Source organism: Paenibacillus sp. B46(2026) (assembly GCF_056786355.1).
Window position 1 is genome coordinate 2,268,618 of the sequence record NZ_CM165907.1, and the last position, 13,962, is coordinate 2,282,579.

A 13,962-nucleotide genomic window follows, 5' to 3' on the forward strand; every position below is an offset into this window, starting at 1 on the left:
GGATCTATCAGTTAGCTTGCCGAAGGAGCGGCACTGCCTTTATATTTTTGGAAAAATTGTTTGTAATCATCCAGCGTGTAGCCCTGGTCACTGCCATTCTCTTGCAGTCCGCCAACCATACGGTCTTTCTCGACACCAGCCTCATAATAGACGAGTGTAGGTGTGAACTCGATATTGTAATCGGTCCATCCTGCTTCGAATTCACGCAGATTGAACTGTGGAAGCTCAATACCTTCACTGTCAACCAGTGGCATCAACTGAGGTGTTGTTGCACGGCAGTGCGAGCAATCGGAAGCAAAGAAATAAACAAAAAAGCTGTCTTTGTTATCGATTTTGGCTTTGAGATCAGTGGGTACAATAATTTGTTGATAGTTGGGATCACTAAGTAGCTCCCGTGTAGCTGGATTAAGCTTGGAAGCAGCGATGCCATAAGCATTTTCTACTGAATCCATCTGTTTCTTGGATTGCTGGTCTACGACAACCAGTGCTGCAATCATAATGATTAAAATACCCAGGAAAATAAGGATCGCAGCACTTTTCTTTTTCTTCTTGGATTTCATTGGACATCCCCCATCGATCATATCGAAATATAGTTTGGGCAAAAATAAAGGTTGGGATAATATGCATAAACACCCGAATTTTTGCTCAGGAATCAATCTACTTGCCATTATACTACATTACACGCTGTAGTGGAATAGATACGATATGATAGGAAAGCAAAGCTTGGATATGATAAAATAAAACGATATTGCAATCTTACCAAGACAGGATGAGTGGGAATATGGGTGTAAAGTTACCTTTGATATTTGCTGAGCGAATGAAAAGTTTGCTGGGTGATGAGTTTGAACAATTTATGAAATCTTATGAACAGTCTCCCCATGCGGGACTGAGAGTGAATACGCTAAAAATATCGATGGAACAATTCGATGAGACTGCTCCGTTTGATCTAAGACCTATTCCGTGGTGTGAGACAGGATTCTATGTACCTCATGGTGTTAAACCGGGGCTGCACCCTTATTATCATGCAGGCTTGTATTATATACAGGAACCAAGTGCAATGGCTCCAGTTGAATTATTGCAGGTGGAGCCTGGAGATCGCGTGCTTGATCTGTGTGCTGCTCCGGGAGGGAAAACGACACAGATTGCTGCAAAGCTGCAAGGCAAGGGTGTACTTGTCACGAACGATATCCATGCGGAACGCACAAAAGCGCTGGCCAAAAACGTGGAATTGTACGGGGTGCGTAACGCCGTTGTTTTGAATGAGTCGCCAGAGCGGATCGCAAATGCATTTCCTCATTATTTTGACAAAGTATTAATTGATGCGCCTTGTTCAGGTGAAGGCATGTTCCGCAAAGATGAAGACATGGTGAAATCGTGGGAACATCATTCTGTGGATAAATGTGTGCTCATGCAGCGGGATATTCTCGAGACTGCGGCACGATTGCTGGCTCCGGGAGGCACGATTGTATACTCGACCTGTACTTTTGCACCGGAGGAAAATGAAGCGATGATTGCGGAGTTTCTGAATGTAAACCGTGATTTCGTTGTAATGGACATTCCAGAAGAGACAGGATTTGCTCCAGGACGTCCGGAATGGGTGCGTCAGATGCTGCCGGAGAAGGCAGAAGAGACGGAAGCTGTGTTGGATCAAACGCGTGGTACCGCAAGATTGTGGCCTCACCTTTTGGAAGGAGAGGGGCATTATGTCGCTGTATTACAGCATCGTGCAGGACAAGGATTAGAAACAGATCAACCAGGAGTAGTTAAAGAAGGAGCAATGGAGTATGGACAGGTCGTGGATGTGTCCAGGATTGAAGCAGAGGGGAACCAGGATCACTCTATTGCTGCTTCTTCAATTGCTATGACCAAGGCTGATCGTAAAAAGGAACGTTTGTTGCGAATCGAATCCAGAGAGTCCCATGACAGACAAGCTGGTGGCGGCAAGAATCCGGGTAGACAGAGCAAAAAAGGTAAGGATCACGGTGGACGAAAATCAGAACGGGGTCAGGGACGCGGAGCTGATCCGGCAAGTATTGATCCGGTTGCGATCTACACTCAGTTTATGAAAGAACAACTGGAGGTTGAGCTCGTCGGAGAAACGGTATGTTACGGAGATCGTGTATACCAGTCATCAGTAGGTGCATCCCGGTTGGAGGGACTGAAAGTTATACGTCCAGGCTGGTTCATGGGTACAGTCAAGAATGGTCGATTTGTTCCGTCCCACCCGCTTGCGTGTGCTCTGAATGCATCTGAAGCACGGCGAAGCGTAAATCTGTCATCTGCAGATGGAGAAGCCGTGAGATACCTCAAGGGTGAAACACTAAATATTGAAGAAGAACGAGTGGTGCTCAAGGCGGATACGGTTGCCAAAGGGTACGTTCTTGTATGTGTAGATGGTTATGCTGCTGGCTGGGGAAAATGGCTGGATGGTGTACTGAAGAATGAATATCCGGCAGGCTGGAGGTGGACATCGGTATGAGTGGAAAAGGCAAACAAACGCTGCGTCTGGACAAAATATTAAGTCATATGGGCGTGGGAACACGAAGTGAACTCAAAAAGATGGTGAAACAAGGCAGAATCCATGTGGACGGCAAAGCGGTGAAAGACAGTGGTGTACAGGTGAATCCCGAGGTCAACGTCATTGAAGCTGATGGGGAGCGAATTGTATATCGGGAGATGATCTATCTGATGTTGCATAAACCTCCGGGTGTCGTGTCTGCTACCGAGGATAACAGAGATAAGACGGTACTGGATTTGCTGCGCAAAGAGGATCGGGTGTTCAATCCTTTTCCTGTAGGGCGACTGGATAAGGATACGGAGGGACTACTCATTCTTACCAATGATGGTCCACTTGCACATGATCTGTTATCTCCACGCAAGCATGTGCCCAAAACCTATGAAGCCCGTGTACTGGGGAACGTGGATGAAGAGGATGTGCAACGTTTCAAAGCCGGGGTACAGCTGGATGACGGGTACGAGACACTGCCAGCCGAGCTGACTATACTTGGTCGGGAAGAGTCGGAAGAAGGTACGATCTCGTCGATCTCGCTCATTATTCATGAAGGGAAATTTCATCAGGTGAAACGTATGTTTCAGGCGGTAGGCAAGCATGTGATTTATCTGAAACGCGTAGCCATGGGTGATCTGGAACTTGCTTCCGATCTTGCTATCGGAAGTTATCGTGAACTAACCGCAGACGAGTTGAACCTTCTGCGGAAGTAAAGCTCCCGTCCTTCGCGAAGCGGAGCAGGGAGTCGTGGAGGGGAGCGAAGCCCCGAAACTAGCCGCCGCAGGCGAGAAAGCTCCCGTCCTTCACGAAGTGAAGCAGGGAGCAGGGCAGGAAGCGAAGCCCTGCCCATAATGGTCCCGGTTAAGCTTGGGCGGGACCGCCGCTGACCAGCGGTGTGGCCGGCAACAAGCGTTCCTACGCCAACCGTCACATAGCAAGACCCGACTTCCCGCCGGTGAGCAAGACGGGAGTCCAGAGGGCAGAGCCCTCTGGGGCCCTCCCTCGGAAGGGAGGGTTTGGGTGGGTGCGACTACTAACAGATGAGGATGAAACCAAAATGACCATTAAATTAATTGCACTTGATGTAGATGGAACACTGCTCAATGATCATCATGAACTTACTGAATGGACTCAGGAGACTTTGATCCAAGCTTCCCGTCAGGGAGCGGAGATCGTTCTGTGTTCGGGTAGAGGTCCGGCCAACACGATTCCTTTTATGGAGCAGATGGGACTGGATGGATATGTAATTACACATAATGGCGCCGTAACAGCACAGGTGGATACACGTGAAGTGGTTCATCATTTTGCATTAGATGGACAGGGGCTTGAGCGCATCATCACCTATTGCCGGACCAATGGAGTGCATTTTGACATCAATACGGCTTTTGGACTGTATGTCGATCAACCGGAAGGTTTGGGGCTGCAAGTGCGTGAGATGTACTACAACTTCATGGCAGAGCCGATGAAGCTGCCCAAGTGGGTTGATATGACAGAGCCGCTGGCCAAATTCACTGCATTTGGTCCTATTGAACAGATGGATGCTGTACTGCAGGAGTGGTCTACCTGGAATCTGCCTTATTATATGACACGGAGTGGTGACTTTTTTATTGATTTGATGCATCCCGAAGCATCCAAAGGCGCTGCGCTCAAAAGGCTTGCCGAATCGAAGGGAATCTTGCCTTTGGAGATCATGGCAATCGGTAACTACTTCAATGATATTACGATGCTGACCTTTGCGGGCAAAGGCATTGCCATGGATAACTCACCGGATGAGGTGAAAGCTGCCGCAGACGAGGTGACACTCTCCAATAACGAGCAGGGAGTGGCACACGCAATCCAAAAATATGTGTTATCCGTCTAACCGTTCTGTCTAGTTCTGATATTAGTTCTGAAACGAATGTCGGCCTCATAATCTACCGTCCTCAGGGGCATCCTAAGAGAATAACGTTAGGAATGGAGGACAGGTATATGAAACATGAGGTGGAATTGGTTGCTGACCTGCGGACATCAGGTGGGGAAGTACAGGACGTGATGGTCAATGGTCAATATGCAGGCTCACTTTTTGTGGTATACAGAGAAGGGGATCGCTTATCCGGTAGTCTTCAGATCGATGAGGAGTCTCTTCCAGATGATACAGAAGAACATATCGTGGAAAAAGTACATGCTTATGTCCGATCTCTTGCGGACGCGTTGGAAGCTGCATATTATGAAGTGCTGGTCAGTTGTGGCTCACTACATTCGGTTTTGCACATGCCTGAGTCAGAGTTGGTATGGTCGTCAGAGGATATGATTTATGATGAAGAGAGCGATGACGATATATCCAGTATTGAAACGAAGGTCATTCCTGATTCACAAGCCGAATCGTTTACATATGAAGATCGGGATCATGTCCTGGAGATGGAAATGGTGAGCGCAGGACGCAGCATATCGACGTATCTATTTAATGATGTTGATGGACAGGAACTTGCGGAAGCTTCCTTAAAACAATATGGGGCTGATGCACTAGGTGAAATACACTGGTACGACGAGCCTGATGAGAATCAATTGGAAGCCGCGGCAGAGTTGCTGGTCAGGGAGCTGGATGAGGACATCATCGATACGATTACGATCCGGATGTGGCATCAGGGCAACGAACTCGAGACCCTAGAGTGGATACATCGCGATTTCTCCGAGGATTTTGAGGATACCGATGAATTGGATCTGGATGAGTTGGAAGCTGCTGAAGAAGCATGTTATGTCATGCTGAAGCGTAAGGATCGGGAGTTCCGGGTATATGAGCTGTTTCTTCAGGAGCGAGGTGGATTGCCTGTGGGAACAGCAACAATAGACACTTCTCAATCCGATCTGACGGGATACATTGATTACGAGGTTCCTGGAACCAGCGTGCAGCGAAAGAGTCTGGTTGAAGTGCTGATGCAGGAGTTGGACAAGGAAATGGAGTTTGATACCCTGCATCTTACGATGTTGTATCGAAATCAGATTATTGATGAAGCCAGAATAGACGGGTAAAAGGCAGCTGCCTTTTACCTTTTTTTTTTTTCTCATTTTGACGAAAAATTCATTTCCCGGTATAGTACCATTAGTTTAATAGAGATCAGGAAGCGGAGGATACCAATGATGCACTCATTCAGAATCAGTAGCGAATTAATTAACGATGGTTTTCAAGCGATTCAGGCGAAGCCGGAAGATACGGAGGATGTGATGTCACTGCTGGTGGAGACAGCCGAATGGTTACAGAGCCAAGGTTCTTCCCAATGGAACGCTTTGCTTAAAGGTGAAGATTCACATGATACGGCAGGGGCAATTCGGCGTGGGGATGTTTTTGTTTTCAAAAAAGGTGCGGACATAGCGGGAATGGTTATCCTTATGGTTCAGCCAAGCCCGTGGGATATTCATCTCTGGGGTACCAAAGCTCACGCCGAGGATGGCGCAATCTATCTGCATCGTTTGGCGATTCGAAGAAAATATGCTCAGAGCGGTCTGGGGCGGTCGATTTTGCAATGGTCCAGCAGAGGCATTCAGTTTGAAGGCAAACATATGGTTCGGTTGGACTGCGGAGCGAGCAATGTGACGTTGAATGCTTTTTATGCGCGGAATGGGTATACCTTTTTGGGAGAGACCGAAGGTTACAGTACATATGAGAAGCCCGTGGAGCTGCTCAGCTGAAAATTGGGCTATCTAACGAACACGTTGCGGACAACCATCAGAGATTGAAGGATCGTGGCTTTTACTTCTGAGGGGCAAAGTTCGTGAATATGTTGTATATACGACTTGGTGAACAAACAGCTGGGTCAGTCTAACCTGAATGAGCAGAGCAGTGCAAACAAGCGATCTTCACTGGAGGCTTGCGGCGTCTAATGTAATATAGATGTTCTCGCTTCCCTATGTCATAATGGGCAGTAGAGCAATACGCAGACAACAAAAAAAGATATTCATCCATTCATGAATGAATAAGTGAGAGGGATTCTCATTTTGTATCTTTACTGAACATATGTTCTGATATATCATGAATGTAGATGCATTGAAAGAACGTAAGTTAGAAAGGGGGAAACTAACGGTGAAATTGCTGCAGGCGCTTTTCTTTCCTCCGGAGCAGCCCGGAGGTGTATCCTCTATGATTCCGTATATGCAAGAGAGGTTTACAACCCCGAGGTGGGAAATGGATCTGTTCTCGTTGCCGAAGCGTATTCGCAACAAGGGCAGAGAGGAAGTTCAGTTCGAAACATTTGATTGGACCGAATATCAGGACAGTCCTGTTGTCCAAAAATATATTCAAACCTATCGTGATTACCTATGGTGGACCAAACTGCGTATTCAGATGCCCTATGATCTGATTCATGCTCACCACCCGATTGCGGGACTTGCAATGAAAACGGTTTTCCCGGAAACACCCCTCATTCAGACGATTCACTCCAGTTATGAACGAGAATTAATTTTGAATGGACGTATTGAAACGGATGGACCGGAACATCGATTCCTGCTTGCGATATATGGTGAGCTGGAACACCAGGCAGAACGTCTCTTGACGGTGTCGGATTCGTTCCGTCGTTATCTGGCTCCCTACGTGAAGGAACCTGAAGTCATTGGAGTGATCCCCAATGGATTCGATGAGAAGCGGTTTAAGCCAATTCCCCATGATAATGCCATACCACAACTGGTCACGGTATGTCGGCTTGTTCCAGCGAAAGGGTTGGATATTCTTTTCAAGGCTTGTGCAGAACTGAAGGGCCGAGGTCATGATTATGTGTTACACATTATTGGAGACGGACCGATTCGTCCTGATCTGGAAGAATTGGCGCAGCGGTTGGGTATTTATAATGAGACGATTTTCTATGGTTATACACTTCACCCTGAGGAATTCATGCCATTCTTTGATATTTTTGTATTGCCTTCACGGGCAGAAGCATTTGGCTCTGTCTTTGCAGAAGCGGCTCTGAGTTGCCTGGCTCTTGTCGGCACGGATGTAGGTGGTATACCCGAACAAATCGAAAATGGTAGCAATGGGTTGCTCGTCCCTGCAGAAGATCCTTCTGCGCTGGCTGAAGCGCTCGAAAAGGTAATGCTGGACCCGGCTTACCGTTATGAGCTTGCCCGTTCGGCGTGTGAAAAAGCCAAAACACATTACTCTCTCGGCAGGTCGGTGAATGAGCTGAAAAAGATGTACTTGCAGTTTCCCAGTCAAGCCTAGAAAAAGAGAGTAAAAAGTGCAAGCCGCTGGCGAAGCAGCGGCTTTTTGTCATCTTCAAGGAAAGAGTACGCGGGATGAGCTATGGCCATGAACCAATTGATGTTCATCAACATCGTGATATACATAACCGTGAAGCTTTAAGTATTGTTGCGTCCACGAAAAGCGCCCCTGCGGTTTAACACCAATTTGGCAGCCCAGATCAGAGCCATGCTCCCGAAGATCGGGTAAAGGATGGACAGCAGAGAACTGAATCCAAACTGACTGAGTGAGTAACACAACAGCATAATGGTTAATGTAATGAAACGGGGATGCACCCGTAAATGTTGTCTGAGTTGCAGAGTCATTCCATAGATGTCCGCTACAAATGTACTGAAAATTTCCATAAATATAAGGGATACATATACAGATTGCACTGCCCACCCGAGTTGAAAGGCTATGCTGCCCATCGGGATCTCGAATTGGATGATGCCAGGCATCTGTGCTGACATGGCAAAGTGAGCTGCCATCAGCATGAAGCCCACACCAATTCCTCCCACCACGCCGCCCCATTTCAGTACATTTCGACTGCGAATCTGGTTACCCAAGGGTACTAGAACGGCCTGGGCCAACACCAGATTAAACGAAGTATACAGCAGGGGAGACAGCCACACCTTAATGGGGCTTGAGTCTGTAGTCAGCGTTATGAATCGGGATGCACCTGGATGATGCAGGGTGCTGGTTATCATGAGCAGAGATAACAGGAGCATCATGGGCACGACGATGCTATTCATCTGAAGGATGGCCTGAATGCCACGACCAAGAAGCAGATATGAACCTACAAGTGTGACGATTAGACCCGTCTGATAATGCAAACCCAGATGTTCGACAAAAACGGAACCTGCTCCGGCAAGCATGACACTGTTCACGCCGATGAGAATGAGAAGGGTCACCCATGTGATCCATTTGCCCGCTTTGTGGCCAAATAAATGTTTGTTCAAATCCTCATAAGAGCGGGAACCGGTATCGTGAGCAATGAGCATCATTTTGGTACCTAACCAGACAAAGAGCATGGTGGATAAGCCTATGGTGATGGTGGCCCATTTGCCATACTGGGTAAAAAACTGCAATATTTCCTGCCCTGTTGCAAAGCCGGCTCCGACAACCGTTCCAATGTATGTAAATGCGATCTGCAGCACCCGAAATGCCTGTTTCATGTGTTTCCCCTCTCAGGCCCCTGAATAGTTTGGACATGCGGGTGCCATGGTACAAGGTATGCTTGACCCACGAAAGTCATGACAATGGATAGCAAGCTCTGGCTTGAATTGCATCTTAAGGACGGCACCCTGGCAATTTCGCTTGAACTTATAGATAGATATATGATACTTTTACCTCATAGGATAGGCTTGGGAGGTCAAATGATGGAAGTATTGAAACAACGAATTTTACAAGAAGGTGTCGTCATCTCGGATCAGGTGTTGAAATTGGATGGTCTGTTGAACCACCAGATTGATCCTGCACTAACGATGGAGATGGGACGGGAGTTTGCTGCCCGGTTTCGTGAAAGTGGAGTGACTCGGGTAATCACGGTAGAATCCTCGGGGATTCCGGTTGCTTTTGCCGCAGCCTATGAACTTGGGGTACCGCTCGTATTCGCTCGTCGCAAAAAAACGCTTCTGGCTGATCCTGATGCTTACTGTGAACGCGTACCGTCCTTTACTAAAGGAATTGTAACTGACATTATGGTGTCCCGCGAGTTCATTCATGAGAATGACCGTATTTTGTTCATTGATGATATCATTGCCAATGGCGATGCCGCTCGTGGAGTGATCAAAATTATTGAACGTTCCGGTGCGGAACTCGTCGGATTCGGCGTTGTGGTCGAGAAATGTTTTCAGGCGGGGGCACACACGATTCGTGAACAGGGTATTCCGGTGGAAGCCTTGGTGCGCATTCGTTCCTTGAACGATGGAACGGTACAATTTGACGATAACGAAATGTGATATTTTAAAGGAATAGGGCCTATTTTTTGAACTATGCCTTTGCATGACCGCGGATTTCATTTATAATGGGGTTATGTTAGGGAGAGGAGGCAACACCATGGGGAACCAACCGGCAACAGAACAATTCTTTAATGATAAGCTGGCGGAATCGAAAGTTCATTTTGAACGTGCTCTGGATTGTAAACATACGGAATTCGATGACCTTTATCCCTATATGATTGAACATCCTCAATTTTTCTGGTACAAACGCTATGTTGCCTGGTCAGAATTACTGACGATTGTAGGCTTGTGCGAAGAGTTGTCCTTCTCTTGGAAAGAACAATTTACACCGCATCAAGTGGAGTACCTTGAAGAACGTGTGATGTCCGCCAAAGTGCTTGATTTTTGGTTTGAGAAGAACGACAGCAAAGAGCACGCGCAGCGGTAACTTTCAGTCGGGACATAATTTCGAATGACATGACAGTCCAATACAGTCACGTGAGACCTAAATGACATTTCATTTAGGTCTCTTTTTGTAAATAAATTTGGAATATAGGAGCCATGAACATGATCAGTGATACAGAACTGGACGCTCTGCGTCTGTCAGGTGAGAAAGTAAGAGTAGTGAGGGACGAGCTGGAATCAAACGATGTCACAGGAATTGTGGTTGCCTGGGATGGCGAGCAGGTACTTATCCGTCGTCAGAATCGACGTGTCGTTAAGTTGGATCGCAATTACCGATATCAGTTGTTCAGCGAGCCGCGCCAGAGTCCACTTAGTGAGTAGCAGCTTATAATTATGGCAGAGCCATGAGCGTTAAATGTTTGGAATTACCATGATTTCTTGGCATAATTGACTCACTCGGGAGAGAAGATAGGTACAGTGAGGAAGATCTGTAACTATAGCCGAGAGGGTGTGCTGCAAGCCATGACATTGATGAATGATAAAGTTCATGCCTACAAGGATCAGATTGGGGCATTAAGCGATGTGCTGCCAGGTGTGGTGAAGTCATATCATGAGTTTACCGGAGAATGTTTTCAGCCTGGTGTGATTGATGCGAAGACGAAACAGCTCATTGCGCTCGGGATTGGACTATTTGCTAACAATGAGGTATGTACCTTCTACCATGTAGAAGAAGCCCGTGCCAAGGGTGCAACAGATCAGGAGATTATGGAGACCGTAGCCGTGGCCGGAGCTGTAGGAGGCGGACATGCCCTGTCTCAGGGCGCGATGCGAGTGCAGAAAGGGTTACAATAATTTAAAAAACTTTGTGAAAAAGAAACAGGGTTATACTTCCTTTCAATATGGGAGTATAACCCTGTTTCTTTAAAGGTCGTTTTTACTTTCTTTACTGTTTGCTTTTTTATTATACTTGTCCACATCAGCAAATTTCTCCATAACGGAGTAGTTTGCTGTATAGTTTATTGTGGAGTACCGTTCAGGATGAAATTCAATCTTAGAGCGATCCGTATCCCAAAAATATGTAATGGAGTTATCGAAGGTCTTGCTTCCTGGCTGACCATATTTATTCGTAAGCTCTCCCAGAATTTCATCAGAATCCTGACTATTTAACATGCCAAAGTAATATGTGGCCTCGTACAACAAGAAGTCATCTAATGGATATTCATCTGCTGCATTTTCCATTTCCTCAAGGCGCTGGTCCATTATTTTGTATATCTCTTCTTTCCTTGTTTCTGTTGTGTTGGGGTTATTTAATTCCTCTGATAATTCCCTTCCTTCTTCCATCATTACCAGAATGCTATCATTGTCTAATAAATCAGTGAAAACGTATTTAGCATCTGCTTTCTTACCCAAGACTACAAGATTAGAATATTCGATACTTTTCTCATGTTCATTATGTACGTCCTCTTCATAGCCTGAGTTACCGTTCTTTTCTTCTGCTGAAATGACTTTGTCGATCTTGGTACCCCATGAAACATCTCTAAAATCTTTTTCGTTCTCACTACTGCATCCTAAACTACCTATTACTAAAATAGCAAAACTTAAAACAAACATTAACTTTTTCAATTGTTCTCCTCATCTCCTTTTATTTCCTAAAACATTTTACATTGTTTAAGAAAGCAGTTGAAGACAAAAAATGGTTAAACAAAAAAGGCATCCGGTTTATAACCGATGCCTTTTTGTATGTGAATTACATTTTACCCAACATTTTATCGTACATAAACTGTCCAGTTACCCGACGTGCTGTCACGTAACGATCATTGAAATAAGGATTGGACATCTTGGTGATGCTTACACCTTTACTGCTGGAAGCATGAGCGAATTGTCCGCCGCCGATATACACACCTGTATGTGAAATGCCTTTGCCCATCGTATTGAAGAACACCAGATCACCTGTGCGAATGTTACTTTTGGATACCGGAGTACCTGCTTTGGCTTGTTGCTGCGAAGTACGTGGCAATTCAATGCTGTATTTGTTGAAAAGATATCTCATAAACCCGGAACAGTCGAAGCCAGCCATAGTCGTGCCACCCCACTTGTAAGGTATACCAGTCATGTTGTTCACTAGAGAGTTAATACTGCTTGCCTCTGTGCTTGTTGCCCCGGATGTAAATAGTACAGCTGCTCCAAAAATGGAGATAATCAGTTTTTTCAAAATCAATGTTCTCCCTTCGATGCCTACGGAGTTAGCTAAGGGTTCGGTAGAAGGTTCCCTATATTTCCTATGTATAAGAATAATTCACCCAAAATGGTTCCCCCGTTTTCAAACATGAAACTCGGCAATGAATAATTAAGTTTTTGTAACTATTTGAAACTATATTGCATAAATGCGTAATTGTCAAACCCATTTAAAACCCTTCGTAATACCTCAATGTTAGCGGAATTACGGTTTTTATATGAAAGAAGGGATCAAGTTTGGGTATCATTCATGACAAAAACGTCATTATTGGTTCGTTAAAGGTGATTTTGGATAAATAAACAGGTTTGTCATGAGGTAAAAGGACTATTCCGTTATGTAGAATTTCAGAAATTATATTCATTAAGTTGCATATATTGACAAATATCGTTTTTTTGCATATTATCGTTGTATCCAATCCACATATTGGATGGAAATAGATTTTATTGTGTCATAAGTTCAAATAAAGGAGGTTTAGGGATTTGTATCATATGTAATGTAGAAGTGGGAGATTTATTAAAAAAACGAACATAGGAGAGTGTAATCCATTGAAAGCAAAAAAAATAGTTACTTTTGTACTGGCATGTACCATGGTGTTCTCAACAGTTGGGATGGCGGTTCTCCCTGTAGCAACGGTATCTGCTGCTGATGCATCAGGTACGACAGCAAGTATTTCCGATATTCTGAAGAACCAACTGCCAGATGGAGGTTGGAGAAAAGACTATAAACAATCGAGTGGGGAATGGGCGAAGTCTACGATCGATAACAAAGCTACATATTCAGAAATTAGAAGATTGGCGAAGGAATTCAAAAAGACTAATGATCCGCGATACTCCGCTGCTGCAATCAAAGGAATCAACTTTTTGATCAATATGCAGTATTCGAACGGCGGATGGCCTCAAGTCTACAAAAGCTCGGGATATCACAAGCACATTACTTACAATGATGATGCCATGATTAATGTAATGATCATGCTCGATGAAGTAGCGACGCGCAAAGGTGACTTCTCGTTTATCGACAGTACACTTGCTAACCGCAGTAAAAATTCAGTTGATAAAGGTGTGGAGGCGATTCTGAATACACAGGTCGTTTCAGGCGGTAAGCTGACAGCGTGGGGACAACAACATGATTCCAGTACCCTTAAACCGGCAAGCGCAAGAATCTATGAAGTACCATCGTTGACGGCTGGAGAGAGTGTAACGATTGTTAAATTCCTGAAAACCAGACCTGCTAACGCTAAAATTACGGCATCCATTAAAGGAGCCGAGGCGTGGTTTAACAAAGTGAAGATTACAGGTTACAAGTATGAAAGAGCAAACGGAGACAGCAAAATTATCGCTGATTCCAAAGCTGCACCGATCTGGGCTCGCTTCTACGAAGTGGGAACGGATAAACCGATCTTTATTGGTCGTGACGGGGTAGTTAAGTACAAATTAAGTGATATTGATAAAGAAAGAAGAGGCGGTTATGCGTGGTATGGCAACTGGCCTTCCAAGCTGTAATTTGTAATATGGCGCAGGTTGGATGAAGGAAAATTATCCACAGCTATAAGTAAAGCCCGAATCAGACACGGACGTCTGGCTCGGGCTTTATTGTTATTATTTTCACTGTTGACACGATAGATTCCGCATGATATATTATTTCTTGTCGCCGAGATTGCTTACGGAGA

Annotated in this window: 15 protein-coding genes and 1 riboswitch; of the genes, 11 read left to right on the forward strand and 4 right to left on the reverse strand. The window is 45.4% G+C overall.

What is annotated here, in order from left to right; translation table 11 throughout:
* Positions 1-11: 11 nt before the first annotated feature.
* Entirely contained in the window at positions 12-560 is a 549-nt protein-coding gene (locus AC1S8V_RS10460; RefSeq protein WP_047842389.1) for a thioredoxin family protein, read from the reverse strand.
* Between the two features lie 221 nt (positions 561-781).
* On the opposite strand from AC1S8V_RS10460, the gene AC1S8V_RS10465 reads away from it, so the two are divergent.
* From AC1S8V_RS10465 to AC1S8V_RS10490, 6 genes are all read left to right on the forward strand, one after another.
* Positions 782-2,479, forward strand: coding sequence for an RsmB/NOP family class I SAM-dependent RNA methyltransferase (locus AC1S8V_RS10465; RefSeq protein WP_482073547.1), 1,698 nt, complete (start codon positions 782-784; stop codon positions 2,477-2,479).
* Entirely contained in the window at positions 2,476-3,222 is a 747-nt protein-coding gene (locus tag AC1S8V_RS10470; RefSeq protein ID WP_482073548.1) for a pseudouridine synthase, read from the forward strand. Before AC1S8V_RS10465 ends, AC1S8V_RS10470 begins: the two co-directional genes overlap by 4 nt.
* A 344-nt stretch (positions 3,223-3,566) precedes the next feature.
* A complete protein-coding gene (locus AC1S8V_RS10475) occupies positions 3,567-4,370 on the forward strand; it encodes a Cof-type HAD-IIB family hydrolase (RefSeq protein WP_482074447.1) in 804 nt (267 codons plus the stop codon).
* 107 nt (positions 4,371-4,477) lie between these two features.
* Positions 4,478-5,518 (forward strand): hypothetical protein, encoded by a 1,041-nt coding sequence (locus tag AC1S8V_RS10480; protein WP_482073549.1) that lies wholly within the window; start codon positions 4,478-4,480, stop codon positions 5,516-5,518.
* A gap of 108 nt (positions 5,519-5,626) precedes the next feature.
* Positions 5,627-6,175 (forward strand): GNAT family N-acetyltransferase, encoded by a 549-nt coding sequence (locus AC1S8V_RS10485; RefSeq protein ID WP_482074448.1) that lies wholly within the window; start codon positions 5,627-5,629, stop codon positions 6,173-6,175.
* Between the two features lie 391 nt (positions 6,176-6,566).
* Positions 6,567-7,697 carry a glycosyltransferase family 4 protein gene (locus tag AC1S8V_RS10490; RefSeq protein ID WP_482073550.1) on the forward strand — a complete coding sequence of 377 codons (1,131 nt, stop codon included), beginning with the start codon at positions 6,567-6,569 and terminating at the stop codon, positions 7,695-7,697.
* A gap of 137 nt (positions 7,698-7,834) precedes the next feature.
* Here AC1S8V_RS10490 and AC1S8V_RS10495 read toward each other — a convergent pair whose 3' ends face one another.
* Positions 7,835-8,890, reverse strand: coding sequence for a YkvI family membrane protein (locus AC1S8V_RS10495; RefSeq protein WP_482073551.1), 1,056 nt, complete (start codon positions 8,888-8,890; stop codon positions 7,835-7,837).
* 204 nt (positions 8,891-9,094) lie between these two features.
* Here AC1S8V_RS10495 and AC1S8V_RS10500 point away from each other — a divergent pair, with 204 nt between their 5' ends.
* The 4 genes from AC1S8V_RS10500 to AC1S8V_RS10515 all read left to right on the forward strand — a co-directional run bounded on the left by AC1S8V_RS10500 (position 9,095) and on the right by AC1S8V_RS10515 (position 10,912).
* Positions 9,095-9,676, forward strand: coding sequence for a xanthine phosphoribosyltransferase (locus AC1S8V_RS10500; RefSeq protein ID WP_482074449.1), 582 nt, complete (start codon positions 9,095-9,097; stop codon positions 9,674-9,676).
* Positions 9,677-9,773: 97 nt separating this feature from the next.
* Positions 9,774-10,103, forward strand: coding sequence for a hypothetical protein (locus tag AC1S8V_RS10505; RefSeq protein WP_036609615.1), 330 nt, complete (start codon positions 9,774-9,776; stop codon positions 10,101-10,103).
* 119 nt (positions 10,104-10,222) lie between these two features.
* Positions 10,223-10,441 (forward strand): hypothetical protein, encoded by a 219-nt coding sequence (locus tag AC1S8V_RS10510; RefSeq protein WP_482073552.1) that lies wholly within the window; start codon positions 10,223-10,225, stop codon positions 10,439-10,441.
* A gap of 141 nt (positions 10,442-10,582) precedes the next feature.
* The gene (locus AC1S8V_RS10515) at positions 10,583-10,912 is read left to right on the forward strand and encodes a carboxymuconolactone decarboxylase family protein (protein ID WP_482073553.1); all 330 of its coding nucleotides are present in this window, start codon (positions 10,583-10,585) and stop codon (positions 10,910-10,912) included.
* Between the two features lie 69 nt (positions 10,913-10,981).
* Here the strand turns inward: AC1S8V_RS10515 and AC1S8V_RS10520 are convergent, their stop codons facing one another.
* Together AC1S8V_RS10520 and AC1S8V_RS10525 are read right to left on the reverse strand one after the other, a co-directional pair.
* Complete coding sequence (locus AC1S8V_RS10520) at positions 10,982-11,683, reverse strand: hypothetical protein (protein WP_482073554.1); 702 nt, start codon at positions 11,681-11,683, stop codon at positions 10,982-10,984.
* 124 nt (positions 11,684-11,807) lie between these two features.
* Positions 11,808-12,272, reverse strand: coding sequence for a C40 family peptidase (locus AC1S8V_RS10525; RefSeq protein WP_482073555.1), 465 nt, complete (start codon positions 12,270-12,272; stop codon positions 11,808-11,810).
* A 5-nt stretch (positions 12,273-12,277) separates the two neighbouring features.
* Positions 12,278-12,409, reverse strand: a riboswitch (cyclic di-AMP (ydaO/yuaA leader).
* 432 nt (positions 12,410-12,841) lie between these two features.
* Between AC1S8V_RS10525 and pelA the strand changes: the two genes are divergently transcribed.
* Positions 12,842-13,795, forward strand: coding sequence for a pectate lyase (gene pelA / locus AC1S8V_RS10530; RefSeq protein WP_482073556.1), 954 nt, complete (start codon positions 12,842-12,844; stop codon positions 13,793-13,795).
* Positions 13,796-13,962 lie beyond the last annotated feature (167 nt).